Raw genomic sequence first — 25,831 nt, forward strand, 5'->3', positions numbered from 1 at the left:
TGACAGCTGCGGTGAGGATGAAGGTGACCACGGTGGCGGACTTGCGCCCTCCTGCAGCGATCGACTCAGGGAGAGGTCTGCGGATGGTCGCAGACGGCGGCGAGGCCGACGGCGTACTGGCTGAGGCGGCGTAGTAGTTCGCGTTTACTGCCTTTGCAATTGGCGGGGGTGCACAGCTGCCCGATCGACGCCACCAGTTGGCGAGTGCTGTGGCCGGAGCGGCGCAGACTCTGCAGGGCGGGGCTGTGGAGGTAGTCGCCTTGGGTGACGTGAGCCCAGATGAGCGCGGTCGCCGTCTTTGGGGTGGGTGAGGTGTACTCCTGCCCCAACGCGCCGAGGTCATGGCGCAGCTTCTCCCAGTCGGCTGCCGGGATCTGCCACGTGGCGAGGAAGTCGCGGCGCTGGGCGTAGTTCACCCGGTGCGCTGGGGAGTCCAGGCGGCCAGCCACTTCAGCAACGGAGTGATCGAATGCGGGCCACAGATGGCGGGAAGTCATTTGCTGCTTGAGCACTTTGAGGGACTGCTCGGCGCTGTTCCACGGAATGTGAAGTGTCTGAGCGCATTCCGGCCAGGTGTTTCCGGAGCTCATCTCGGCGAGTTTGAGTACAGCACCACGTCGCAAGTGCCGCGACTGCCAGCGGGTGAGGTCTTTCCAGTCGGTCAAAAGGGAGCCGAAGTGGGCGAGGAGCCACTCCTCGGGAAGGAGCGCGCGGGGACATGGTCGATCGAGAAAGTGCTGTGGCGTGAAGGGACGCGCACCGCGGGGCGATGACCGCCCGCCCGGTAGAAGCCGTTCAGCCGGGGGGCCAGGGCGCGGGCCAGGTGCGGGGAGAAGTCCATGCGCCGCAACGCGGCGCCGATATTGGCCGGATGGCGGGTGAACGCGGCGACAGCGAGCGGCTGGACGCGCTCGACCAGGCCGGAATCGTCGCTCGCGTTCTCGCCGAGCAGACAGTCCGCGGTCACGAGCAGCGCGCCGCACTCAAGAGGGTCGGTAGGGGCGGCCCAGGTGTGGCGAGCGTGCTGACCCGGGGCGAGCGCGGCACGCTGCTCGGCGGCAGAGGCCAGGTGACGGTCGATCAGTTCAGCCAGCAGAGCAGAGGGTGCGAAGCGGGCACTTTCCGGCCAGGCGAGACGGATGAGTTGGGCCGCGGCGATGAGGTCGGGAAAGAAGCCGGGATCCGGTCCTGGCCCGGTGACGGTGAGGGAATGCGGGCCGGGCAGCAGGTGCCGGTCGATGCGGGCCTGCAGGGCGATCAGCTGACGCAGATCGCAGCCGGACAGTATCGCGGCTGCCTGGGGGCGATCGAGACGGGCTGCGCACATAGCGGCGGGCCGGCGCTGCCCTGCGCCGTCGCTTGTTGCGAGATGACGGCATTGCGCCGGGTGCAGTCCGCTGGTAGTGCGCTGCGTGATCAGCCCTTGGCGTTCGGTGTTCGCGGGCTGGTTCGGGGTGCCATCGCACTGGGGGCAGGAGCGGGCGAGCAGGCGGTGGTGTGCGGTGCAGGCGAAGGAGACGGGAAGGTGCCAGCGCAGTCTCCAGGGCCCTCCGTAGAGGTTCTGGACAGTGCTTCCGTCGCCTGCCAAGCAGGCGGGGCAGTAGCTCCTCGAGAGGCCCGCAGCCCACATTTTGCGGGCGGCAGCGGTGTTGCGGCTTCCGTCCAGCCGTACCGAGCCCAAGGGAGGATAGGCAGAGGCGAAGCAGGACAGTGTCAGTGTCCGGACCTCGTCTGTGTGCAGATGAGAGGAGATGGCGAAGGCCTGCGTCAGATCGTCTGGCAGGGCCATCAAGTAGTGGGCCGAAAGCCTGTTTTGATGGCCGTTCAGCCCGCACAGTTCAGCGATCCGGGCGGGGGAGCGCTCCAGCCGGTGGGCCAGTCGCAGGATCAAGCCGGGGAGCGACTCCTCGGTGAGCGGGGCGAGGCTGCGGGCCAGTGGACGAGCCATCAGCGGACCAAACCCGGCTGCGCTGCAGGGGTCGCGGTGGCGCGCGTCACGCGGACGCTGAAATTCAGCTCCCTTTTCTCGTCGCAGGCCTGGGCCAGGCGGGCAGCGTAGGTTTTCAGGCGCTGATTCAAGGCCCTGTAGGAGCCCCGACATCGGCGGATGATCGCCCCTGCGTCATCGGCGACATTGTTTTGTGCCGCGGAGATGGCGGAAGGCCGGAGCATGGCGGGGCTGCGCAGATAGCAGGCCTCATTGACCTTGCTCCAGATGATGGCCTCACCGACACGCGGGTCTCCTTCGCTGCCCCGTCGCTCGAGTCCTGGGATCGGCGCGCACAGATCGATCCAGTGCTCACGCGACAGCTGCCAGTGGGTCATCGCTCGCCGCCGGTTGGCGTAATCGATCCGGTTGTCCTGGTCGTGCAGGTCGCGGGCGGCACGCTCGACGGCCTGGTCAAAGGAGGGCCAGAGGTTGGCGGGGTTCATCTGCTTGCCCAGTACGTGCATGGTGCGGCGCGCACTGCCTGGGGGGATGCCCAGGTCGACAGCGCACCGGCTCCAGTGGTGGCTGCTGAGCAGTTCGGCGAGCCTGAGGGAGCCAGCCCACCGCAGATGGCGCTCCACGCGCATAGTCATCGTGGGGAAGTGCTCGGTCAGCGGCTGGAGGTGGGTGGCGTACCAGTCCCAGGGGAACAGCGGAGGGATCTCCTCGACGCGGAAGCGGTAGGGGCGAGGACGTACGCGCAGGACAGCACGTTCCTGGCGTCCGTACAGCCGCGGCGCGGTAGCCCGCAGCAGAACTGTCGAGACGTCGTAGCGACCGAAGAGTTTGTTTGCTCCCGAGTGGGATTGGCGATAGACCTCACGGACCAGTGGCTTGACACGCTCCCGCAGAGGGAGCAGGCGGCGGTCGCCGAGTGCGGTCGCCGCTGCAAGCAGCACGGCGGCGCACTGGGCGGTGTCCCATGGTGCGGTGCGCGTGCCGTGGAAACACTTGCTGGAGGAGAAGTGTTCGGGCGCGGTGGCGTACCGGTCGACGAGGTCCGCCAGGGCCGGCGACGGTAGCAGCGATGCCCCGAGCGGCCAGCTCAACACGATCAGGTGAGCGGTCAGGATCAGATCGGAGAAGTAGGTTGCTTCGGTCGAGCCGCTTCTGGATCGACTGTCCTGCCGCGGGGCGAGAGCGAGATTGAACTGGGCCTGAAGGCCGATGAGTTGCTCAATGTCCCGGTGCGGCAGGTCAAGGGCGAGCCCCTTTGTAATGTCCAGTCGGCCCCCGCATGGGGTGGCCCGGGTGTGGAACCGGCGGGGAACGTCCGGCGCCTGATTGCGGCACTGCGCGGGATGCAGTCCACCGACGTGGGGTGATGACAGTACGGTGTGCCGGCTCACCACACGCCCGCTCAGGGGCTGTGCGCACTGGGGGCAGGTATGTTCCAGAAGACGCCGGTGCCGGGTGCAGGCGAAGACGACTGGTAGGTGCCAGCGCAGTTGCCAGGCGCCGCCGAACGCCTCCTGGACAGGGCTGCCGTTCCCCTGCAGGCATTGTGGACAGTAGCGGCTGTCCGGGTTGACCGCCCAGTTGATCTTCGCCTTGCCTCCGGTACTGGTCTCGACACTTCGGAGTCTGGCCAGGGGCGGATAGGCGCGGGCCAACTCCGCCAGCGTCAGAGCCGTGGCCTCGTCCGGTGCCAGACGGGTGGCCGTGGCCAGAGTGCGGGCGGCGCTCGGGCTCAGCCAGCGCAGCTGCTCCTGCGGGATGCTGTCACTGCGAGCCTCCAGACCGCACAGCGTCGCCACCCGGTGCGGCGTGACGCCGAGCCGGTAGGAGAGTCGGAGGAGGAACCCGCCCAAGGACTCGCCCGGCAGCGGATCGAGGCTGCGGGCGAGCGGCCGGGCAGCAGGCAGATTCATCCGGCGGCCTCCGTGCCCGGCCCGGAGTCGTCGAAGACGGTGTTCCTGCCCCTCTTCTTCTTGGGAGGGTTCTTGATCGGAGGGATCAGCGGCTGCTCACCGGATTCCGCGTCGAGGTCGGGCAGATCGGTTGGGCTGACCCGGCAGCGGTTGAGCAAGGTCGTATCGAGGCGCTCACTTCCGTTCTCGATGGCGAGCCGGCATCCCCGCTGGATCAGCTTCTCCAGCAGCCCGACCACCCCATTGGTGCGGCCGAACAGATACTCCGGCATGGAACCGCCGCTGAGCATGCCGTCCGTGTCGTCCAGGAGCCGCAGGCTCTTCTCCACCGCCACCAGATGGCTGATCCAGGTATTGGTCTGTGCGGCTGAGTCGTAGCTGAACGGCTCCAGTTCGATCATCTCGAAGCGCCGCTCATGCTGAGTGGCGGCCTCCGGATTGGGGCTGCGCCCGCGGTCCCTGACCGGCGGGAAGATCCACTGTTTGGCTACCGGGTCGAATCGGCCACGACGCAACAGCCCGGAGGAGGGGATGCCGACCCCGACCAGGATGAGCGTGACGGACATGCTCATCACCTCCAGCAGCAGGTCCAGGACGTCCTGATCGCTCTCCCTGTGCAGCTTGAGGCGGGTGATGTCGTCGATCACCAGGGCCTTGGTGGCGTGCGCGGAGATCGAGGCGTTCACCGTGCGGATCAGATCCTCCTGCCGCATGTTCTTGTAGTCCTCGCCGTAGAAGTCGAGGATCCGCTGGCAGGTGGACACCGGCGTGGCCTTCACCGGGCACCGAACGTAGGCGACCGGCGCCAGCAAGTCCCGGGTCCCCTCCATGGCCTCGGGATTCATGAACTGGTTCACCTCCAGCCACTCCGCCTCGAAAGCCGCCAGCGCTGCGCACACCGTCTCGGTCTTTCCCTGCGCGCCGCCTCCGTTGACCATCACCCCGGTGCGGATGCCGGCCTTGTGGCTGTAGGAGCCGTCCGCGATCCGTGCCTTCACCAGCCACGCCACCGCGTCACTCATCGGCGTACTGAGCACCGGCAGACTGCTGTGCGTTGCCAACCGGTGCAGGTCATACAGGCGCCGCCGGCGCGGCGTCATCTGCGCGTACTGGCCTTTGCTCAGCACCGGCGCCGGCTCGAACAACTCGCGCGTGCCGATCCACCTCTGCCACCCCTCCACACGGGTGCGATCGATGGGCGGGCCCGGAAGAAACGAGGCGGCAGCCGCATCAGGTCGAGGCTTGTCCGGACTGGTCATGGCTGCTCTCCCCGCTCGGTGGCCGTGTCGTTGTCTTCGTCGAGGAGCTCCATCAGACTTGCTCCCCGCAGCCGTTGGCCGAGTGTGGACGGCACGGGCACCTCTTCTGACGCCTCTTCGCGCCGGCGCCGGCGCTCCTCGTCGATGGCCGCATGGCCCTGCGCGGCCCGCTGACGCCAGCGCAGATCAACGACGTTGTCGCTCTCACCGCCCTGCCGGGGCACACGCGCCAGCTCCTCCTCATCCGCCGGGAGCATCTCGGGCCGGTCCGCCGCGGCCGCGGCCGCCTGGGCCTCCTCGCGGGCGTGCTCGAGTCGCTGGGCCTTGGTCAGACGCGTCGGCCACTGCTCCACCGGCACGTTCCCGCCGATCAAGTCCAGCAGCAGCGGCAGCAGATCCTTGTCCGACTTCGGCGACAGGCCCCTGATACGCAGCTCACGCATGACCTGCCGCACCCGCGCGTCACTGAAGGCGGGGATCCGCCCCTCCTCCGGCAAACCCACCCAGCGCAGCTGATGCCACTCATGGGTCTGCGGATCCTGGAAGTACACAAAGCATGGATCCCGCGGATCCCGGTGAACCACGTACTTGTTCTTCGACGTGCCGCCCCTGCCCGAGCCGCGGAACCGCCACTCGCGCAGGGCCGGGCCGTCGTACCACAAGTTCTTGACCTTCACGCCGCGGCGGCCGTGGATCATCACCCGGTGCGTGGGCAGCAGTTGGTAATACAGCTCAGGCGGAGGGATCTGCAGGGCAAAGCCACCCTGGGCCATGGACGCTGCGAACAGCGAATTCGGACTGTGGTCGCCCGATGGATCCCAACTCGGCCCATACGAGCCAAAACTGCGGTTCTGCCAGATCCTCACGATCCAGGTAGCAATCAAATGCTCCATCTCTGCGACGGTGATGCACGCATCCCCCTCGGGGTCCACCCCGCGATCTGCGGTGTCGATCCCCTGATAGCCCGGAAGGATCCGAAACAGCAGCGACTGAATAGCGCCAAAAGCCCGCTCGACGGCTTGCTTGTCCGTGGGGCGCAATACCCGGCTCGGGCGGATATTTGCCCCGATCACTCGTTGCACCTCGATGAGATGGTGATTCTTGTAGACCGACCCGTGGTCGGTGGTTACCGTCTCGGGGGCGAAGAACGGCAGACTGGCGACCTTACCTCCGGTGAATCCAGCGATCACAGTTCCGGGAACCCCTGGATATGCCCACTCCATCTCCTCGCCCCAGTCGGGCCGCATAGGCAAGGGCATCATGACGTCACGCAAGATCATGGCAACGTCCACCGAAGTATCGGAAATCAGCGTGAGCCGGAACGCAACAATGGAATGCGTGTACACATCCAACGCCAACGTGAGGTGCACCGAGACCGGATCGCCGAACACGTTCTCACGGACCTTGACCGGAAGGACCGTGGTCTCGAGTGCGACCACCTGACCGGGGCGGCTCACCACGACATGCCGGCCGGTGGCCACTTCCTTGGCCCGCGCCGCCGACCTCGCGTAACGCTGTCGGGCGCCCGAGGATCCGAACCACTCCTTCCACACTACGCGAAGGGTCTCGTAACTCGGCACTTCCGTCTCCTCGCCGTACACTTCGCGCACGTACTGATTGATCAGCCGCTCACGGTCCTTGGCAGTCAGCTTGGAGCGGTGCAGGGTTTCGTGCCGCACCGCGAAGATCGCCTCACGTACCTCGTCTGAGATCTTCCGGCCGGTAGCCGCACGCAGCCACCGGTCATCAGCGCAACCCACCGGGCCCGAACCGTCGGCGGGCCAAGTCCCAGCGGACCAAGGTGCGATAGCTGACCCGGTCCAGCCACTGCTCCGCTGCCAAGTCAGGGTCGGCCACGGTAGCTTTCCGCAACTTCCGCACCTTGGCCTGGCGGCGCTCGGTCAGCGTGGTGACCCCTGGGTCGTACTTAGGCTTCGGCTCCATAGGCAGGGCATGCAGCGGGTTGCCGCTGCGAAACCCCGTCTCCACCTCATGCAGGTGAGCGACCCGCAGTATCGCCAACGTCCGCTTCTCCGGCGGGAGATCGAGCATGCCCTTGGGCTGCCGCCCCCGGCTCGCAGCCGGAAGGTCCTTCCGTGTCCGTGTGGACTGACGAATCTGGGGATGGTGCATCAACTGCCGCACTGTTGTGTGCCATGGCTCGCACTCGGGCCGTACGAGCACTACCTTCCCCACCTGAGGCTGGAAGGTCTGCACTGTCCAGGCGGTGCCGTTCAGGATGAACTCGTTGCCCGGCGAAAGATCCCATGCCTGACGCTCCATCCTCACCAACCCCCGACTGCTGCACGGCGGGTGGGGGACAGGCGAACCATGCTTGCGTCCATCAGCGGGCCGGTCAGCTCCAGCCCCAGACGGCGATACCACAGGAGATGCATGGCGTGCGCACGGGCAACTGCCGGGATGCTGCAACGCTCCACCAGGTCCCCGAAGGGTTGAGGACCGTCGGCAGCCGCGCGCAGCAGCTGCTCCTGCACACGCAAAGGGTCAGTCATTTTCCTTCGCCCCGCAGAAAACGAGTCGATCACGGTCACGGCGTGGTCGTACCAGCCTGTGACGACGGCGTAATTCCATCCGGCAGCTAGCGCGACTTCCGCGGAAGCGGCAAATTTGATCTCATCTTCCGGAGCGATACGGTTTGCCGGACGCACGTCGATCAGGAGCGGAATCCCCTCCGTCAGCAACAAGAAGTTCGGTGTGTGTTTCACACTCCCGTGGATCGTCTGGAACTGCAGACAGAACGGCTGGGACAGTGCCTCCACCAGTGATCCAGAGAAGCCTCCGGCAAGGAGAAGGAGCTCCTCCTCGAAACTCTCGAATCCGTGGTGGCGATCCGTGCTGACCAGATACTCGAGGCCGGGCCGATGCCACTGGCCGGTGCGCCAGGTGAAACGGCGCACCGGAACGCTGGAAAGGCAGTCGATCTCGGCGAGATCTTTCACGGCGCACCCGACTGCCGTCCGTCCGAACCGCCAATGCGTTACCCATCGGGACGCCCAGTTCGGTGGCATGGCAAGTTGAGAGACCGCATCAGCTGAGATGTGATGTGTTCGGGCGAGGTCCAACAGGTTCGAGGTATCCGACCACGGGCAAGTGCTCGGAGCTTCGATGGGTACCGGGGGCGTGCAGCAGGGTCTGAGGCGTCACGTCTCTGCCTTGGGAGAATAGAGCTACGAGGGAATTCCGGTGATGATCGTGAAATGAGTAGCGATCCCGCAACTCGTCTCATAGGACTAGATCGCCCACCAAGGCCCCTGTGGTAGCGGGGGTGTTGGAGGGGAGCTGGTGTTACCCCAATCGACCTCGAGAGAGCGTCGGTCCTGTCATGTCTGCGGTCGCACGTGTCAGCCCTGCCGACTCCGTGACCCTCGCCGATGGCTGGGAGCCCCCTTCATCCGCTTCGCAGTGACGGCGGTGGGTGGCCGAGCATCCTTTCGAGGGAATGATCCGGCAATCTCGAGGGAAGGACCTCAGCGTGCCGCTGCTGCCAGCGCGCAGGACGTCTCGCGCGCGGCTATCAAGGTGCGCGAGGAGGACTGCTCGGATCTGTACCGATGTGCCAAGAAGGCTCTGCAGAACGCACGCTACTGTGCTGCCTCTACCTGGCAAAAGAGCAGGTGGGAGGCAGGGCTGAGATGTCACCTAGCAGCAGTGGTCACACGCGCGGTGACGAGGGTCGCGCTGCTGTCGGTCACTGATGCCCAGTGGGCTGTGCTGGAGGGATGGGTGCGTCGGCGTACGACGGCTCGGCCGCCGGCCCAGCGGTCGCGGATCGTGCCGGAGCGCGCCGGGGGCGCTCGATCATAGAGGTCTCGTGTAAGCTGCGGATCGCTGCGGACACGGTCCGCACCTGGCGAAGGCGCTTTTTCGAGCGTGGTCCGGGCAGCTTGTGCGACGAGTGGCGGCCCGGTGTTCCGCGGAAGGACACCGATGCCGACGTCGAGCGTGTGATGGTCCATCGTCGGCACCGGGCAGCGGAGTTCAAGGAATTCCTGACCAAGATCGGACCGGGAAGTTCCCGACGGCCTCGAATCCACCTGATCCTGGACAAGTACGCGACCCGCAAGATGTCCGGCATCGGGTTGGGGCGACCGAGTCGAACACCCTCTTGGCCACACCGTGAGTGCATGCCGATGACCACGTGAAAAGCCTGCGGCGGCGCGGACGGCCGCCCCGGCCGACCGGTGCGGAGCTGGTCACACTGGCTGCGGTTCAAGCAACGCTGGACTCTCACTGCGAGGCCCGCTGGCTGCACTTCGATTCCTGCTCGAAACCGTTTCGTAGGCTTCCACGGCTTCAGGGGAGTGGTTCATGAACTCTTCCCAGAAGGCGGCGACTTGCCAGGCGGGCGGAGCCAGGGTGATCGAACCATCCCACCCGACACAGGCCGTCCAGGTCGGGTGCATCTTCGGACCGACCACTTCGAAGAGTCGCGAGTCGAACATGGGAGGCAGTTCACCTCGGTGGAACTCGATCCTGAAGTAGTTGGGGCCGTCCGACTGACTGCATGTCTCCAGTACCTCGTAGACTTGTCCAGGGCGCAGTGCGTCCGCTCCTTGCCGAACGCGCTGTTCGTGGCCTTCCACGCCGGTGAAGCGCACCTTCACTGCTTCTTTCTCCCTCTTTCGTTCAAGACGACCTTGTAGTCCTTGTCGTACATGACTTCGCCGGTGACGTGATTCCAGACCGCGCGTTGAGCCGTGTCGACGAGTGGCTGAACAGCGCCGAAGGTGCCGAACGGTCAGTGGACGCCATCGGCCTGCCGGACGACGAGGGCCTGTGCGACGCGTACGGCGTGCTCCTTGAGGCATTCGGGACCGGGTGGAGAGAGCACGAGCATCTTCTGACGGCTCTCGCGGTGGCCGGCACAGAACCGGGACGGGCAGGGGGGCGCTGCCGACGTGCCTGGACGCTCTCCAGGTATTCGACGACGACGGCCGTCGGCGCTTGGAGCCGGTGCTGGCGCGGGCGTGGGGAATCGTGGCGTAGTGCGGCAGGGCGATGCGTGTGTGACCGCAGCGGCCGCGGTCACACACGCATCGCCAACCGCGTCCGTCGGAGGCGCGGAGGCGGTCTGCTTCCGCCCAGTGCCTCCTCAGCGCCCTACACCCCACGCCCCCGCCCCGCCATACTGAACGGGCGGGACACCGAGGGGGATCGCGGCGGACGCGGTGGGGACGGGGGCGCGGGCGGGCGATGGTGGAGAGCAGGCTGGTTCAGGGGCGTTACCGGTTGCTCGACCTGATCGGGCGCGGCGGGATGGGGGAGGTGTGGCGGGCGCGGGACGAGTCGCTGGGGCGGCAGGTCGCGGTCAAGTGCCTCAAGCCGCTCGGGCCGCAGCACGACCCGTCGTTCCTGCGGGTGCTGCGGGAGCGCTTCCGGCGGGAGGCGCGGGTGGCGGCGGCCCTCCAGCACCGCGGGATCACGGTCGTCCACGACTTCGGTGAGGACGACGGGATCCTGTATCTCGTGATGGAGCTGCTCGACGGACGGAACCTGAGCCAGTTGCTGGAGGACAACCGGCACGATCCGCTGCCCGTTCCGGATTTCGCCGACATCGCCGAGCAGGTCGCGGCGGCCCTCGCGTACACCCACGAGCAGGCGATCGTGCACCGTGACCTCAAGCCCGCGAACATCGTACGGATCGCCGACGGGACGGTGAAGATCTGCGATTTCGGCATCGCCCGGCTGGGGCACGACATCGGGTTCACCGCCCGGCTGACCGGTACCGGCATCGCGATGGGCACGCCGCACTACATGTCGCCGGAGCAGATCGGTGCCGGGACGGTCGATCATCGCAGTGACCTGTATTCGCTGGGGTGTGTGCTGTACGAACTGGCGACAGGGGCGCCGCCGTTCGATCTCGACGACGCCTGGGCGGTGCTCGTCGGCCACCGCGACACGCCGCCGGAGCCGCCGCGCGGGCACCGCCCCGACCTGCCGGAGGCGTACGAGCGGATCGTGCTGGACCTGCTGGCGAAAGATCCGGAGGACCGGCCCCGGGACGCTTCGGAGCTGGTGAAGCGGCTCGTCTCGGCCCGCAGGCCGCCGGAGTACCCCACGGTGGAGGCGACGCTCCCGGCATGGCCGGACGGGCGCACGCCGACGCGCGCCGCGTACCGCCTGCCGTCCTGGACGCAGGGCATGCGGGGCGGGTCCCAGGCCGGTACCCGTGCGCCGCGGGCGACCGGTGCCGAGGGCGCCGCGGGGCTCACCGGCTCGTGGACGAGCGGCCTGCCGCCGCTCAGCCGCGACACCCCGGCACCGTACGTCCCTGAGCGCCCCGCGCCCTCGCCCGCACACCTCGCCGCGCTGGCCGCCCGCCACAACGCCGGGCTCAGCCTCGGGCGGCTCGGCCGGTGGGCGGAGGCGGGGGAGGTGCACCGCTCGGTCGCCGCCGAACGGGAGCACGCGCTCGGACCCGACCACCCCGACACCCTTGCCAGTCGGTTCGAGGTGGCCTTCACCCTCGCCCGGTCGGGCCGGCCCGCCGACGCGCTGCGCGAGTACGAGCGGGTGGCCGCCGGGCGCGAACGGAGTCTGGGCCCCGACCACGTGGACACCCTGGCCGCCCGCCAGGAGACCGCGTACGCGCTGGGCCGGCTCGGACGGCACTTCGAGGCCCACCAGGTGTACGTGTCCGTCCTCGCGGCCCGGGAGCGCACCATGGGCCCCGAGCACCCGGACGCGCTGCGCTGCCGGCACAACCTCGCCTTCAACCTCAGCCGTCTCGGCCGGCTGGAGGACGCGTACCGGATGGCGCGCGACGTGGCGTCGGCCCGCGCCCGGGTGCTGGGGGCGCAGCATCCGGACACGCTCGTGACGCGGTACGAGGTGGCGTACCTGCTCGGCCAGTTGGGGCGCTGGGCGGAGGCGCTGCGGACGTACCGGGAGGTGGCCGCCGACCGGGCCCAGGCGCTCGGGCCCGGCCATCCGGACACGCTCGCCGCCCGCTACGAGGTCGGCATAAGCCTGGGACGCCTCGGACGCAGCGCCGAGGCGCTGGAGCTGTACCGGGACCTCGTCGACGCCCGTACGACCGCGCAGGGCCCGGCCGACCCCGAGACGCTGCGCGCCCGGCACGGCCTCGGCGTCAACCTCGGCCGTCTCGGCCGCTGGGAGGAGGCGCTGACCGAGGCCCGGTCGGTGGCCGCGCTCCGCGAACAGGTGCTGGGCCCCGACCACCCCGACACCCTGGTCAGCCGCCGGGAGATCGCCGTCGCCCTGGGATGGCTGGGCCGCTGGCCCGACGCGCTGGCCGTCTACCGGCAGGTCGCGGCGGCCCGCGAACGGGTGCTGGGCGCCGAACACCCGGACGCCCTCGCGAGCCGCGGCGACGAGGCCCAGTGCCTGGAGCAGCTGGGGCGTTCCGCCGAGGCGGTGGCACTGTACCGCCGGGTCGCCGCGCTGCGGCAGCGGCGCACGCCGGGCCGGGGGTGAAGGCCGGGCCGGGGACGAAGGAGGGCTGCGCCTTCGGTCCCGGCCCGGTGGCCCGCCGGTGCCCTGAGGCACCGGCACCCCGGCGGCCGTTCGGTGCCCTGAGGCACCGGCCCGGTGGCCGCTCAGCGCACCGGGTGCACCCGGTAGAGCACCGTCGCGTGCGCCGGCACCCGTGCGGAGATCTTCCCGGCGGTGCGGGAGGTGCGCTTGGTGACCAGGTCGCGCAGCTCGTACGCGCCCGCCTTCGACAGACCGGCCGTCTTCGTCGTCAAGGTCAGCGTCCGCGGCACGTCGCCCGAGTTGAAGAGCGCGACCGCCCGGTCACCGTTCCGCAGCGGCTTGGACAGCACGTCGTACCCCGGTCCCTGCTGGACCACGCGTCCCTGGACGCCCTTCGGGTCCTGGTCCACGGCGATGACGTCCCGGTTGCCGAGGACCCGCAGCGCGGCCGGTGAGATCTTCGTGAGGTCCGTGCTGGAGATCAGCGGTGCGGCCATCATCGCCCACAGCGCCATCTGGCTCTGGATCTGCCGGGTGGACAGCCCGGAGTCGCCGGCCAGCAGGAAGTCGGGGTCGTTCCAGCGGCCCGGCCGCTGGAACGGCGCCAGCTTGGCGTTGTACGCGTAGTTGTACTTGATCGACGACCACTTCCTGGCGCCGCCGTGCTTCTCCACCGCGATGTCGCGGCCCTCCCGCCACAAGTTGCCGACCTGCGACGACCAGCGGATGACCTGGTGCCAGACCCGGTCGCCGTCGTACTGGAAGTAGGCGGGCGCCGACACCGAGAAGACGATGTCGCGGCCGGTCTTGCGCAGGGCATGGCTGACCGCCCGGTAGGCGTCCTGATAGGTCTGCTCCTTCGTCTTGCCGGGGGCGGTGGGCAGGTTGCACCCGTCCATCTTCAGGTAGTCGACCTTCCACTTCGCGAAGAGGTCGGCGTCCTGCTGGTAGTGGCCGAGGCTGCCCGGGTACTTCTCGCAGGTCAGCTTGCCGACGTCCTCGTAGATGCCGAACTTCAGCCCCATCCGGTGCAGTTCGCGCCCCACGTACGCCATGCCGCGCGGGAAGCGGGCCGGGTCCGGGACGAGATTGCCCTTGGCGTCGCGCTGCTTGAGCATCCAGCAGTCGTCGACGGTGACCGTGTCGTAGCCCTTGGCCGCGAGGCCGGTCTTCACCAGGGCCCGTGCGTTGCCGAGGATCACCTTCTCGTCGATGTCGCACATGTAGTACGACCAGTTGTTCCAGCCCATCGGGGGTCTGGGGGTGAGGTTCGGGTAGTCCGCCGCGGCCCGCGTGCCGCCCGGGGGCCCGGCCGGGCCGGGCGCGGTGGGGGAGGCCGCCGCCGGGAGGGCGGCGGCCGCGGACAGGACACCCGCCGCGCACAGGGCGGCGGCGCTCAGGCGGGTCGGGGTGCGCCTCGGGGGACGCGTTGCCGACGAAACGTGCACAGGTCACCTCACGGGGGGACGGAGCAGGCCGATACAACGCATCGTCGGACGTTAGGAACGTAGGAGGAGGGGGGCAAGGCGCCGCGCTGCGGGGCTCGCGGAATTCAGCCGTCCGTACCTGGCGGCGCCGATCACCGCGTGCTACCAAGAGACATGCCGCAACGGACTTCGTACGACGTGGCCATCGTCGGAGGCGGGCATAACGGCCTGGTCGCCGCCGCCTACCTCGCCCGCGCCGGGCGCCGCGTGCTGGTCCTGGAGCGCCTCGGCCACACCGGCGGCGCCGCGGTCTCCGAGCGCGCCTTCCGCGGCGTGGACGCGCGGCTGTCCCGCTACTCCTACCTCGTCAGCCTGCTGCCGTCGAAGATCGTGGACGATCTGGGGCTGCGCTTCGCGGTCCGCCGGCGCTCGGTCTCCTCCTACACGCCCGCGGTCCGCGGCGGCCGCCCCACCGGCCTGTACGTGAGCACCGACGAGGCCGCCACCCGCGCCTCGTTCGTCCGGATCACCGGCTCGGACCGGGAGTACGCGGCCTGGCGGCGGTTCTACGGCATGACCCGGCAGGTCGCGGAACGGGTCTTCCCCACCCTCACCGAACCGCTGCCGACCCGCGCCGCGCTGCGCGCCCGGGTCGGCGACGACGCGGCCTGGGAGGCCCTGTTCGAACGGCCGCTCGGCGAGACGGTCGAGTCGGTGTTCGACGACGACCTGGTACGGGGCGTGGTGCTCACGGACGGGCTGATCGGCACCTTCGCGCGCGCCCACGACCCCGGGCTGGCACCGAACCGCTGCTTCCTCTACCACGTCATCGGCGGCGGCACCGGCGACTGGGACGTGCCGATCGGCGGTATGGGCGCCCTGACCGACGCGCTCGCCGACGCCGCCCGCAAGGCCGGCGCGGAGATCGTCACCGACTCCCCGGTGACCGGCATCGCCACCGACGGCCGCACGGCCGAGGTGACCAGCGCACAGGGCACGGTCGGCGCGCGACACGTCCTGGTCAACGCCGCCCCGCAGGTCCTCGCCGGCCTCCTCGGCGCGCCGTCCCCGGAGCCCGTCGAGGGCGCTCAGCTCAAGGTCAACATGTTGCTCACCCGGCTGCCCCGGCTGCGGGACACCGGCGTCGACCCGCGGCTGGCCTTCTCCGGGACCTGCCACGTCGCCGAGGGCTACCAGCAGCTGGAGACCGCCTACCGGCAGGCGGCCGCCGGTGAACTTCCCGCCGCGCCGCCCTCGGAGATCTACTGCCACTCCCTGACGGACCCCTCCGTCCTCGGCTCCGACCTGGTACGCCAGGGCTACCAGACGCTGACCCTCTTCGGCCTGCACACCCCGGCCCGGCTCTTCGCCGACGACCACGACGCCACCCGGGAGCGCCTGCTCGCGGCGACCCTCGCCCAGCTCGACGCCGTACTGGCCGAACCGCTCACCGACTGCCTGGCCACCGACGCGGACGGGCGCCCGTGCATCGAGGCCCGCAGCCCGCTCGACCTGGAACGCGACCTCGGGTTGCCGGGCGGCAACATCTTCCATCGCGAGCTGGTCTTTCCGTACCGGGCGGAGGGCGGTACGGGGGGTGCTGCGGAGGACGGTGCGGAGAACGGTGCGGACGACGCGGCTGCCCGGTGGGGGGTGCGGACCGCGCACGCCAACGTGCTGCTGTGCGGCGCGGGGGCGATCCGGGGCGGCGGGGTGAGCGGCATCCCGGGGCACAACGCCGCCATGGCCGTTCTGGGACGGTGGTGACGCTCAGGGCGCTCACGCGGCGTCCACGGTCCCGCGGCCGGTGAGGCCTGCCGCCCGTCCCCTACGAAGGAGACCCGCACCAGGCCGCGCGCGGGCGGTCGGCCCGGCCGGCCCGTCATGCCGCGCTCCGCGAGCCAGGTCCAGTGCGGACCGTCGCAGTAGAAGACGTGCGGCCCCTCCTGGGCGACGTAGGGGGCGGCCGTGGCGCGCCCGTGCCCGCCCGGTGAGCCGTGCGCCTCGTGGAGCGTCACGGCCGCTCCGGTCTCCGCGCAGGCGATGGCGGCCTCCAGGCCCCCCGTGCCGCCGCCGATGAGGGTGATGCCCGTCCGCAAGATGTGCCTCCCGGGCCCGCTGGGCGGATGTCCGCCCCGCTGTGCAGATGTCCGCCCTCCTGGACGGATCGCGCCCCGGAGGGTGTGACACGGGAGCCGCCGTCGGCCTTACGAAAGTCACCCTGGCCCTTACGGGAGCCACCCCGGCCTTACGGGCCCCGCCCCACCCTTTCCTGACGAGGCATCAGAAACCCTCTTCCCTCGGAAGCGTCCCTGCGGCATTCTGCGGCCATGCAGACGGAGCTGAGCAACCGGCTGGGAGTCGAGCACGCCGTCTTCGGGTTCACCCCGTTCCCGGCGGTGGCCGCCGCGATCACCCGTGCCGGGGGCTTCGGCGTGCTCGGCGCGGTCCGCTACGCGGCCGCCGACGAACTGGCCCGCGACCTGGACTGGATCGAGCGGCACACCGACGGCGGACCGTACGGCCTCGACGTCGTGATGCCCGCGAAAAAGGTGGAGGGCGTCACGGAGGCGGACATCGAGGCGATGATCCCACCCGAGCACCGCCGCTTCGTCGCACGGACCCTGGCCGCGCACCAGGTGCCCGAACTGCCCCCGGGCGAGGCGTCCGGCTGGCGCATCACCGGCTGGCTGGAAGAGGTGGCCCGCTCCCAGCTCGACGTCGCCTTCGAGTACCCGATCAAGCTGCTGGCCAACGCGCTCGGCTCGCCGCCCGCCGACGTGGTCGAGCGTGCCCACGCGCACGGCGTCCTCGTCGCCGCCCTCGCGGGCAGCCCCCGGCACGCGCGGCACCACCGGGACGCCGGCATCGACATCGTCGTCGCCCAGGGCTACGAGGCCGGCGGCCACACCGGCGAGATCGCCACCATGGTCCTCACCCCCGAAGTCGTCCGCGCGGTGGACCCGCTGCCCGTGCTCGCGGCCGGCGGCATCGGTACGGGCGAACAGGTCGCCGCCGGGCTGGCCCTGGGCGCCCAGGGCGTCTGGCTCGGCTCCGTCTGGCTGACCACCGAGGAGGCCGGGCTGCACTCCAGGCGGCTGACCGAGAAGCTGCTCGCGGCGGGCTCCGGTGACACCGTCCGCTCGCGCGCGCTGACCGGCAAGCCCGCCCGTCAGCTCCGTACGGCGTGGACGGACGCCTGGGACGACCCGTCCAGTCCCGCACCGCTGCCCATGCCCCTCCAGGGGCTGCTGGTCGCCGAGGCCGTCTCCCGTATCCAGAAGTACGAGGTCGAGCCGCTGCTCGGCACACCGGTCGGCCAGATCGTCGGCCAGATGAACTCCGAACGCAGTGTGCAGGCCGTCTTCGACGAGCTGACCCGCGGCTTCGAGCGGGCCGTCGACCGCATCGGCCGCATCGCCGGGCGTACGGCCGGGTTCTGAACACCGGCTTCGAGCCGAGGAGGGACACGTATGTCGGCATCCATGGCGTCACCCACCCCGAACGGCTTCTGGGCGCAGGCAGCCGCCGATCCGGGGCGTACGGTCCTGATCGCCCCGGACGGCGAGGAGTGGACCGCCGCCCGGCTGCACGCCGCCTGCAACCGCCTGGTGCACGGCCTGCGCGCCGCGGGCCTGGAGCGGGGCGACGCGTTCGCGGTGGTGCTGCCCAACAGCGTGGAACTGTTCACCGCCTATCTCGCCGCCATCCAGGCGGGCTTCTATCTCGTACCGGTCAACCACCACGCGGTCGGCCCGGAGATCGCCTGGATCACCGGTGACGCGGAAGCCAGGGCACTGATCGCGCACGAACGGTTCGCCGACGCGGCCCGTGCCGCCGCCGACGAGGTGGGCCTGCCGCCGCAACACCGCTACTGCGTCGGCGAGGTGCCCGGATTCCGCCCGTACTCCGCACTCCTCGACGGACAGCCGGAGACCGCGCCCGAGGACCGCACCCTCGGCTGGGTCATGAACTACACCTCCGGCACCACCGGCCGCCCCCGCGGCATCCGCCGCCCGCTCTCCGGGAGGCTGCCCGAGGAGTCCCCGCTCGGCGGCTTCCTCGGCATCTTCGGCATCCGCCCCTTCGGCGGCAACGTGCACCTGGTGTGCTCACCGCTCTACCACACGGCCGTGCTCCAATTCGCGGGCGCCTCCCTGCACATCGGGCACCAGGTCGTCCTGATGGACAAGTGGACGCCCGAGGAGATGCTGCGCCTGATCGACACGTACCGCTGCACCCACACGCACATGGTGCCGACCCAGTTCCACCGCCTGCTCGCCCTCCCGGAAGAGGTACGGGCGCGCTACGACGTGACGTCCATGCGGCACGCGATCCACGGCGCCGCGCCCTGCCCCGACCACGTCAAACGGGCCATGATCGACTGGTGGGGGAACTGCGTCGAGGAGTACTACGCGGCGAGCGAGGGCGGCGGCGCCTTCGCCACGGCCGAGGACTGGCTCAAGAAACCCGGCACGGTCGGGAAAGCCTGGCCGATCAGCGAACTGGCGGTCTTCGACGACGACGGCGAGCGCCTGCCGCCCGGCGAACTGGGCACCGTCTACATGAAGATGACCACCGGCGGCTTCAGCTACCACAAGGACGAGGGCAAGACCCGCGCGAACCGCATCGGTGACTTCTTCACCGTCGGCGACCTCGGACACCTGGACGAGGACGGCTACCTCTTCCTCCGGGACCGCAAGATCGACATGATCATCTCGGGCGGCGTCAACATCTACCCCGCCGAGATCGAGGCCGCCCTGCTCGCCCACCCCGCCGTCGCCGACGCGGCCGTCTTCGGCGTCCCGCACGACGACTGGGGCGAGCAGGTCAAGGCCGTCGTCGAGCCCGCCGACGGGTACGCGCCGGAGCCGGCCCTCGCCGAGGCCGTCCTGGCCCACTGCGCGGAGCGGCTGGCCGGCTACAAGTGCCCGCGGTCGGTCGATTTCGTCGCGACCCTGCCCCGCGACCCGAACGGCAAGCTCTACAAGCGGCGGCTCCGCGACCCGTACTGGGCGGGGCGGGGGCGCGCCGTGTAGCCGGCGCAGCGGCGCCCCGTGTCCTTGACCCGCCGCGGGCCGGGGCACAGGATCGCGCCATGACGGGAGCGCGGACGAACACGGTGGACGGAGTTCTGCGGCGGAGCGCGCGCCGGACGCCCGAGCGCACGGCGGTGATCCACGGCGACCGGTCCTGGACCTACCGCGAACTGGACGACGCGGTGACGGCCGCCGCGTACGCCCTGCTGGACACCGGGCCCCGGCCCGGCGACCGGGTCGCCGCGTACGGGCACAACTCCGACGCGTACGTGATCGGCTTCCTGGCCTGTGCCCGCGCGGGCCTGGTGCACGTACCGGTCAACCACCACCTCACCGGCGACGAACTGCGCTACATCGTCGAGCAGTCGGGCAGCGCCCTCGTCCTCACCGACCCCGCGCTGGAGCACCGGCTGCCGTCCGGCGTGCGCACCATGCCGCTGCGCGACGCCTCCGGGTCGCTGCTGGAACGCGCCCGGGAGGGGCTGCCGGAGGGGACTGAGGCTGTGGTCCCGGCTGCGGCTGGAGCGAAGGAAGCGGCTGGAGCGGAGGGAACGGGTGGGACGGATGGCCCGTACGGCTCGGGCTCCGACGACCTGGTCCAGCTCCTCTACACCTCCGGCACGACCGGGCTCCCCAAGGGCGCGATGATGACGCACGGAGCGCTGGTGCACGCGTACGCGTCGGCCGTCGCCGCCCTGGACCTCAAGGCCGCCGACCGGCCCGTGCACTGCCTGCCGCTCTACCATTCGGCGCAGCTGCACGTCTTCCTGATGCCGTACCTGGCCGTCGGCGCCGAGAACGTCATCCTCGACACCCCGGACCCGCACCGGATCTTCGAACTGGTGGAGGCGGGGCGGGCCGACAGCCTCTTCGCCCCGCCCACCGTGTGGATCGGCCTCTCCCAGCACCCGGAATTCGGCACCCGGGACCTCGGCGGCCTGCGCAAGGCGTACTACGGAGCCTCCATCATGCCGGTGCCCGTGCTGGAACGGCTGCGCGCCCGGCTGCCCGGCCTCGCCTTCTACAACTGCTTCGGACAGAGCGAGATCGGCCCGCTGGCCACCGTCCTGGGGCCGGACGAGCACGAGGGCCGGATGGACTCGTGCGGCCGCCCGGTGCTGTTCGTGGAGGCCCGGGTGGTGGACGAGGGCGGCACGGAGGTGCCGGACGGCACGCCCGGGGAGATCGTCTACCGTTCGCCCCAGTTGTGCTCGGGATACTGGGACAAGCCGGAGGAGACGGCAGCGGCGTTCCGGGACGGCTGGTTCCGCTCGGGGGACCTGGCGACGCGCGACGCGGCAGGCCGCTTCACCATCGTCGACCGGGTCAAGGACGTCATCAACTCGGGCGGTGTACTGGTCGCCTCGCGGCAGGTCGAGGACGCGCTGTACGCGCATCCGGCGGTCGCCGAGGTGGCGGTGATCGGGCTGCCGGACGAGCGCTGGATCGAGGCGGTGACCGCCGTGGTCGTACCGCGGGCGGCGGCCCGGGTGCCGCGGGAGTCGGAGCTGATCGCGGTCGCGCGGGAGCGGCTGGCCGGGTTCCAGGTCCCCAAACGGGTGCTGTTCGTCGAGGCACTGCCGCGCAACGCCAGCGGCAAGATCCTCAAGCGGGAACTCCGGGACCGGTTCCGCTCCAAAGCGGTGTGAGCGATCTCGTCCCGACGTCCGCCGAGGGCGATTGTCAGACCCCCCTGCCATGCTGAGAAGTGCCGGGGGAAAGGCATCGACCGACACCGCGTGTTCCCCGGTGACGAGGGCGTGCGTGCTCGTTCGGCAGCCGCCCGCGTCGCGCGCCGTGACGATCGGACGCCGGAGGAGATCAGCATGCTCACGACCCAGTACGTCCCAGGTGTGCCCAACTGGCTCGACCTCGGGGCTCCCGACATCGACGCGGCCGTCGCGTTCTACGGCGGCGTCTTCGGCTGGACCTTCCGGTCGGCCGGCCCCGACGCCGGCGGGTACGGCTTCTTCGAGCTCGGCGGGAAGACCGTCGCCGGGGCCGGACCGCTGACCGAGGAGGGCGCGAGCGCGGCCTGGACCGTCCACTTCCACAGCACCGACGTGGACGCCCTGGCCAAGACGGTGGAGCAGGCCGGCGGCACGGTCCGCTTCGGCCCGTGCGACGTCTTCACCGCCGGCCGGCTGGCCGGGTTCACCGACCCGGCCGGCGCCGAGTTCGCGGTCTGGCAGCCCGGCGACAACCAGGGGATGGACGTGGTCGGCGCCTCGAACGCCATGTGCTGGACCGAGCTCTACACGACCGACGCGGCCGCCGCGAAGGACTTCTACCGCACGGTCTTCGGGTGGGAGACGGTCGACAACGCGATGGGCGAGAACGTCGTCTACACGGTCGCCTCGCCCGCCGGCACCGACCCGAACGGCGACGCGGGCCACGCCGGCATCATGCAGCTGCCGCCCGGGAACCTCGCGGCGGGCTCCACGCCGGAGTGGCACCCGTACTTCGCCGTGGAGGACTGCGACGCGACGGCCGCCGCGTCCACGGAACGCGGCGCGACGGTCGTCATCCCGCCGGAGGACGCCGAAGGCATAGGCAGGCTGGCCATGTTGCTGGATCCGTTCGGCGCTCCGTATGCGCTGATCACGCCGAGCCCGAGGTAGGGAGGCCGGAGGGAGACGTCGGAGAGGGGGCGGGGGAGGCGTCGGGGGAGGCGCCGTCGGGAGGCCGTCGGGAGACCGTTGGGGGGAGGCTGTCGGGAGGCTGTCTGGGGATGACGGGAGGCGGGAGGCCGGAGGACGGCTGGAGGGAGAATGCGAGGCGGCCCCCCGTCAGTCGGGGGCCTGCCCCTCGGCTCCGCTGACCTCGCTCGCGTGGGACGGCCCGATGGCCGGGACGTCGTGGACCACCTCGACGAAGTGGAGCTCCGGAGTCACCGGGGCGGGGACTTCGCCGACGACCAGGCGTCCCAGCTCGGTGAGGGGCCGTGGCCGGGGGACCGCGGGCCGAAGGACGGCCGGCCGCCGGGCCGGCGGCCAGCCCCGCCCACCTCCCCGTACGTCTCCCCGCGTCCCTCCCGGAACACCTCCGGGCTCCTGCCGTGGTTCGCTGTCCCAGGACAGACAGAAGTGCCCGGACGGAAGCTCACAAGGCGTGGGCAGGAACTGCCGGAAGGGGGCGCCCGCCTCCAGGCTGGTGCTCAGTTCTTCGAACAGCTCGGCCAGGCTGGACGCCCACGCGACCGCACCGCAGCCCGAGCCGATACCCATCTCGTAGACATGTCCGTAGGCGGGGCCGGGGCAGTGGTCCACGAAGGCGAGGCCTCCGTCGTTGGGCAGCGCGAACGGTACCCACTGGCCGGCATGGCCGTAGAGCTCGTCCCCTCCGCAGTCGGCGATCATCTCCGCCTCGCTCACCAGCCAGGCATGCTGGGAGGCGATCTGGTCGACCGAGCTGAGCCGGTGGCCCAGCGGCAGGAAGGCCCCCGCATGATGGTTGTCCTCCTCCGGATGGGCCAGTACACCGTCGTGCCGCTCCAGAAGAGCCCGCAGCTGCGGATGGAGGGGAAAGCCGATCCGGTGCTCCAGCGAGGTGATCTCTTCGGCGGTGGCGGGCGGTCGCAGGGCGGCATGATCGATGGGCGAATGCGCGGACAGCCATGCCTCACAGCGGCCCCACGCGGCATCGAACGCCGCACGGTCTCGAACGGTCATGCGGTGACTCTATGGCCCGGCTCTGACACGAGGCACCGACGCGTCCAGGCTCGCCTGCCGACATCCGGCCCCGGGGCGGGGGCGCGCTCAACTGACATGGTCCGGGCCACGGTTCCGCGTGGGGTGCCGCCCTCGGTCGGTCGTCCTCCAGGGTCCACCGTCGCAGGCGAGGCGGATCTTGGTGGCCGGTCCGCCCGGGCCTCCACCTGAGGCAGACCCGTCGCGGCCCGCGGCATGAGCGGAGCGAGTAACTGCCCTCACCCGTAGGTGAGTTCATCACGGCGTGTCACGCCACCGTGATCCGCCATCTGGCGACCTGCGAAGAACGGGCCCTAGATCGCGGCCCCGGCCCCGGTCCCGGCCCCGGTCCCGGCTTCGAGGTCGAAGGGGACACCTGTGAGCTGTTCGCTCGCCGCCCACAGTCGCCTGCCCTCCGCGGGGTCGTCGGCGCCCGTGGGGAGTTTGGCGGACTTGGGGGTGCCGGAGGTCTGGTCCCGTCCGGCGGGGCCGATGAACCTGCCCGACTGGACGTACGGGCTGGTCGCCGCGTACAGGGAGGGCCAGGCCGCCCCCGCGGCCGAGCCCATGAGCAGGCGCGCGGCGATCGGGGTGACCATGCGGCTCAGGGCGCCGTCGCCGTGCCGCTGCAGGCCGGTCATCGCCGACCCCGGGTGGACGGCGATCGCCTCGACAGGGCTGTTCGCGGTGCGGCGCGCGAGTTCGAGGGTGTAGACGACGTTGGCGCGCTTGGACTTGGCGTAGGCGCTCATGGCGCGGTAGCTCCGTTCGCTCATCAGGTCGTCCAGCCTGCCCATCGGCCACCGCGCCGCGATGGCGCTGACGGTGACCACCCGCGGTGCGGACGAGCGGCGCACGGCGGGCCAGACCTGGGCGTCGAAGGCGAAGTGGCCGAGGTGATTGGTGCCGACCGTCATCTCGAAGCCGTCGCGGGTGGTCCGCCGCTCGGGCAGGTTCATCACGCCGGCGTTGTTGAAGAGCAGGTCGACCGTCTCGGTCTCGGCGATTCGGGTGGCCGCGTCGCGGACGGAGGAAAGGTCGGAGAGGTCGAGCACGAGGGTGTCCGTCCGGGCCTCGGGGGTCGCGGCGCGTATGGCCTCCGCGGCCTGGTCCAGCTTGGTCCGGCTGCGGCCGGCCAGGATGACGCGGGCCCCGTGCCGGGCGAGCGCGCGGGCGGTCTCTGATCCGATCCCGCCGTTCCCGCCGGTGATCAGCGCGGTGCGGCCGGTCTGATCGGGGATGTCGTCGGGGGTCCAGTGGTTCACCGTCGTCACGCTCCTCGGGTTCGTGGATTCCGTGCTCGGTCATGCGGCGCTCGGCGGGGCCGTGACACCGAGCTGGAAGAGCATGCCGAGGGTGTCCTCGGCGTAGGCGGCTTCGGTGGCGACCTGGACGATGCCCGGGCGCATGCCGCTGAAGGCGCCGGCGGCACCGAGCCGCAAGGAACTTCCTGTGGGCGTCGTTCCTGGTGCGCAGCCCAAGACCTGCCCCTTTTTCAGACCGGTGGTCTGTTTGGCTGCGCCCCAACGTAGGAGACCGCCGGTCTGATGTCAAAAGACCGGCAGTCTGTAACCTGGGGGCATGACGAACTTCCAGCGCGCGCGCAGTGCGGAGCAGCGCGAGATGCGGCGCCAGGCCATCCTCGACACCGCCGCCGCCATGCTCGAAGAGATGCCCATCGGCCAGATCAGCCTGAACGAGCTGAGCCGCCGCGTCGGGCTGGCGAAGTCCAATGTGCTGCGCTACTTCGAATCGCGTGAGGCGATCCTGCTGGAACTGCTCGACCGTGCCTGGCGGCAGTGGGTGGCCGACTTGCCTGCCCTGGGGCAGGCCGGCATCGACCAGGACGCTCCGGCGAGCCGGCGTGCAGAGCAGTTCGCCGCCGTCATCGCGGGCTCCCTCGCTGAACGCCGGATCCTGTGCGACCTGCTGAGCGCGCAGGCGGGCGTATTGGAACACAACGTTTCCCCGCAGGTGGCCGCCCGCTACAAGCGCGCGGCCGTGGCCAACGTCGCCGGCATCGCGGCGTTGGCCCACCAGCACCTTCCTGAGGTGGGCGACAGTGCACCGCAGTTGACCGCTGCCATGATCATGGCCGTCGGCGCCGTGTGGACCCACGCACGGCCCTCCCCGGCGATGCTCGCCGCCTACGAAGCCGACCCCTCACTCACCGCGTTCACCCTGGACTTCGTGACGGCCCTGCGGGAGATGCTGGCCACGCTCACCGCGGGCACCATCGCCCGCGCCTCCGCCTGAGCCCGGTCGTGCCCCACTCGCCTTGGAACATCCGCGCGCGGCGTCATCAAGGTGCGGCAAACGGCACGTCCAGGCAGTAGCCGCGGACCGGGCCGCAGTGGCCGGCGAGCGGTGGCGCGTCGCGACCAGGTACGACAAGACCGCCACCGCATGCGGAGCAGCGGTCTTTCTCGCCTCGTTCCTGCTCGGGACGAGGCCTGTTCGAAGACGGACCCTGGTCACCTTCGGCGAGTGTCAGAGTGGGCCAGGGCCGTCGAGGGTGGCGTCGTCCAGGGCGATCAGGTCGGTGTCCGTCAGGCCCGCGTCCGTCTTCATGGTGTCGTGCCTCCGTCGTTCACTCCGGGCACGGGCCGCCGCTCCCGGAGATCAGCGCCCCGGAGATCAGGCGGCCCAGCCGGCGGCGTTCGCGTACGACTCGTAGGAGTAGCGGGTGTTGCGGTCCCATTCTTCGCCGGTGATGCGTTCGTAGGCCTGGTCCGGTACGTAGAGCAGGCTCTCGGCCCAGATGAGGTCGGCGGCGAACGGGGCGAAGGCGTCCGGGTCCCGGAGGACAGCGTCGAACACCTCGCGGCCGGCGGCCACGACGGCGGCGCGTGTGTAGAGGAACGAGTCACCGGAGAGGCCCAGGCCGAGTTCTCTGCGGTCCAGGCGGTAGAGCGCCCAGGACAGCCGCTCGGCGAAGCCGGTGACCACGTGGACCGGGGACCGGGCCAGGTGTTCGGTCAGCGCGGCCGCCAGCCTTTCGGAGTCGGGGTCCGGTCGTTCGGGTCTGTGTTCCTCGATGAGCCGCCAGAAAGTGTCTTCGTTCATACCGTGAGCATGACGCAGGGGTCTGACACTCC

General features: G+C 70.2%; 20 protein-coding genes and 1 pseudogene. 7 read left to right on the plus strand and 14 right to left on the minus strand.

The annotated features are described in order from the left end of the window. Window positions 1-65: 65 nt before the first annotated feature. The 8 genes from JXZ78_RS12985 to JXZ78_RS13020 form a co-directional block, all read right to left on the minus strand. Window positions 66-665 (minus strand): hypothetical protein, encoded by a 600-nt coding sequence (locus JXZ78_RS12985; protein ID WP_157851472.1) that lies wholly within the window; start codon window positions 663-665, stop codon window positions 66-68. Next, window positions 662-1,948, minus strand: a complete 1,287-nt coding sequence (locus JXZ78_RS12990; protein WP_030018181.1) for a TniQ family protein — start codon at window positions 1,946-1,948, stop codon at window positions 662-664. The genes JXZ78_RS12985 and JXZ78_RS12990 overlap by 4 nt, the downstream gene beginning before the upstream one ends. Continuing rightward, window positions 1,948-3,861, minus strand: a complete 1,914-nt coding sequence (locus tag JXZ78_RS12995) for a TniQ family protein (protein WP_030018180.1) — start codon at window positions 3,859-3,861, stop codon at window positions 1,948-1,950. The genes JXZ78_RS12990 and JXZ78_RS12995 overlap by 1 nt, the downstream gene beginning before the upstream one ends. Further along, on the minus strand, window positions 3,858-5,120 hold the full coding sequence (locus JXZ78_RS13000; RefSeq protein WP_030018179.1) for an AAA family ATPase: 1,263 nt from the start codon (window positions 5,118-5,120) through the stop codon (window positions 3,858-3,860). The genes JXZ78_RS12995 and JXZ78_RS13000 overlap by 4 nt, the downstream gene beginning before the upstream one ends. Continuing rightward, window positions 5,117-6,799: a transposase gene (locus JXZ78_RS13005; protein ID WP_238783078.1), complete on the minus strand. Its 1,683-nt coding sequence runs from the start codon at window positions 6,797-6,799 to the stop codon at window positions 5,117-5,119. Before JXZ78_RS13005 ends, JXZ78_RS13000 begins: the two co-directional genes overlap by 4 nt. A gap of 67 nt (window positions 6,800-6,866) precedes the next feature. Next, window positions 6,867-7,403, minus strand: a complete 537-nt coding sequence (locus JXZ78_RS13010; RefSeq protein WP_238783079.1) for a hypothetical protein — start codon at window positions 7,401-7,403, stop codon at window positions 6,867-6,869. A 2-nt stretch (window positions 7,404-7,405) separates the two neighbouring features. Further along, window positions 7,406-8,080: a hypothetical protein gene (locus JXZ78_RS13015; RefSeq protein ID WP_050502090.1), complete on the minus strand. Its 675-nt coding sequence runs from the start codon at window positions 8,078-8,080 to the stop codon at window positions 7,406-7,408. A gap of 1,254 nt (window positions 8,081-9,334) precedes the next feature. Continuing rightward, on the minus strand, window positions 9,335-9,745 hold the full coding sequence (locus JXZ78_RS13020; RefSeq protein WP_157851471.1) for a hypothetical protein: 411 nt from the start codon (window positions 9,743-9,745) through the stop codon (window positions 9,335-9,337). Window positions 9,746-10,334: 589 nt separating this feature from the next. Here JXZ78_RS13020 and JXZ78_RS13025 point away from each other — a divergent pair. Next, entirely contained in the window at window positions 10,335-12,578 is a 2,244-nt protein-coding gene (locus JXZ78_RS13025; protein ID WP_030018176.1) for a serine/threonine-protein kinase, read from the plus strand. Between the two features lie 122 nt (window positions 12,579-12,700). Here the strand turns inward: JXZ78_RS13025 and JXZ78_RS13030 are convergent, their stop codons facing one another. Then, entirely contained in the window at window positions 12,701-14,026 is a 1,326-nt protein-coding gene (locus JXZ78_RS13030; protein WP_030018175.1) for a glycoside hydrolase family 27 protein, read from the minus strand. Window positions 14,027-14,179: 153 nt separating this feature from the next. Between JXZ78_RS13030 and JXZ78_RS13035 the strand changes: the two genes are divergently transcribed. Next, the gene (locus JXZ78_RS13035) at window positions 14,180-15,772 is read left to right on the plus strand and encodes a phytoene desaturase family protein (RefSeq protein WP_030018174.1); all 1,593 of its coding nucleotides are present in this window, start codon (window positions 14,180-14,182) and stop codon (window positions 15,770-15,772) included. A gap of 152 nt (window positions 15,773-15,924) precedes the next feature. Here the strand turns inward: JXZ78_RS13035 and JXZ78_RS40245 are convergent. Then, window positions 15,925-16,104 (minus strand): annotated as a pseudogene (locus tag JXZ78_RS40245) (NAD(P)-binding protein); the annotation flags it as partial. Window positions 16,105-16,335: 231 nt separating this feature from the next. On the opposite strand from JXZ78_RS40245, the gene JXZ78_RS13045 reads away from it, so the two are divergent. The 4 genes from JXZ78_RS13045 (at window position 16,336) to JXZ78_RS13060 (ending at window position 21,665) form a co-directional block, all read left to right on the plus strand. Beyond that, window positions 16,336-17,448, plus strand: coding sequence for an NAD(P)H-dependent flavin oxidoreductase (locus JXZ78_RS13045; protein ID WP_030018173.1), 1,113 nt, complete (start codon window positions 16,336-16,338; stop codon window positions 17,446-17,448). Between the two features lie 42 nt (window positions 17,449-17,490). Then, the gene (locus tag JXZ78_RS13050) at window positions 17,491-19,044 is read left to right on the plus strand and encodes an acyl-CoA synthetase (protein WP_030018172.1); all 1,554 of its coding nucleotides are present in this window, start codon (window positions 17,491-17,493) and stop codon (window positions 19,042-19,044) included. Window positions 19,045-19,103: 59 nt separating this feature from the next. Further along, window positions 19,104-20,693, plus strand: a complete 1,590-nt coding sequence (locus JXZ78_RS13055) for an acyl-CoA synthetase (protein ID WP_030018171.1) — start codon at window positions 19,104-19,106, stop codon at window positions 20,691-20,693. Between the two features lie 177 nt (window positions 20,694-20,870). Then, entirely contained in the window at window positions 20,871-21,665 is a 795-nt protein-coding gene (locus JXZ78_RS13060) for a VOC family protein (RefSeq protein WP_030018170.1), read from the plus strand. A 168-nt stretch (window positions 21,666-21,833) separates the two neighbouring features. On the opposite strand, the gene JXZ78_RS13065 is transcribed toward JXZ78_RS13060, so the two are convergent. The 3 genes from JXZ78_RS13065 to JXZ78_RS13075 all read right to left on the minus strand — a co-directional run bounded on the left by JXZ78_RS13065 (window position 21,834) and on the right by JXZ78_RS13075 (window position 24,175). After that, window positions 21,834-22,715 carry an SMI1/KNR4 family protein gene (locus JXZ78_RS13065; RefSeq protein WP_063726024.1) on the minus strand — a complete coding sequence of 294 codons (882 nt, stop codon included), beginning with the start codon at window positions 22,713-22,715 and terminating at the stop codon, window positions 21,834-21,836. 332 nt (window positions 22,716-23,047) lie between these two features. After that, window positions 23,048-23,998: an oxidoreductase gene (locus JXZ78_RS13070; protein WP_050502089.1), complete on the minus strand. Its 951-nt coding sequence runs from the start codon at window positions 23,996-23,998 to the stop codon at window positions 23,048-23,050. A 39-nt stretch (window positions 23,999-24,037) separates the two neighbouring features. Then, a complete protein-coding gene (locus JXZ78_RS13075; protein ID WP_157851470.1) occupies window positions 24,038-24,175 on the minus strand; it encodes a hypothetical protein in 138 nt (45 codons plus the stop codon). A 139-nt stretch (window positions 24,176-24,314) separates the two neighbouring features. Between JXZ78_RS13075 and JXZ78_RS13080 the strand changes: the two genes are divergently transcribed. Next, window positions 24,315-24,989: a TetR/AcrR family transcriptional regulator gene (locus tag JXZ78_RS13080; RefSeq protein WP_030018167.1), complete on the plus strand. Its 675-nt coding sequence runs from the start codon at window positions 24,315-24,317 to the stop codon at window positions 24,987-24,989. Window positions 24,990-25,370: 381 nt separating this feature from the next. On the opposite strand, the gene JXZ78_RS13085 is transcribed toward JXZ78_RS13080, so the two are convergent. Continuing rightward, complete coding sequence (locus JXZ78_RS13085) at window positions 25,371-25,799, minus strand: DUF4240 domain-containing protein (protein WP_030018166.1); 429 nt, start codon at window positions 25,797-25,799, stop codon at window positions 25,371-25,373. Between the last annotated feature and the right edge of the window lie 32 nt (window positions 25,800-25,831).

The sequence above is a fragment of the Streptomyces monomycini genome, from assembly GCF_022271435.1.
GTDB lineage: Bacteria > Actinomycetota > Actinomycetes > Streptomycetales > Streptomycetaceae > Streptomyces > Streptomyces monomycini.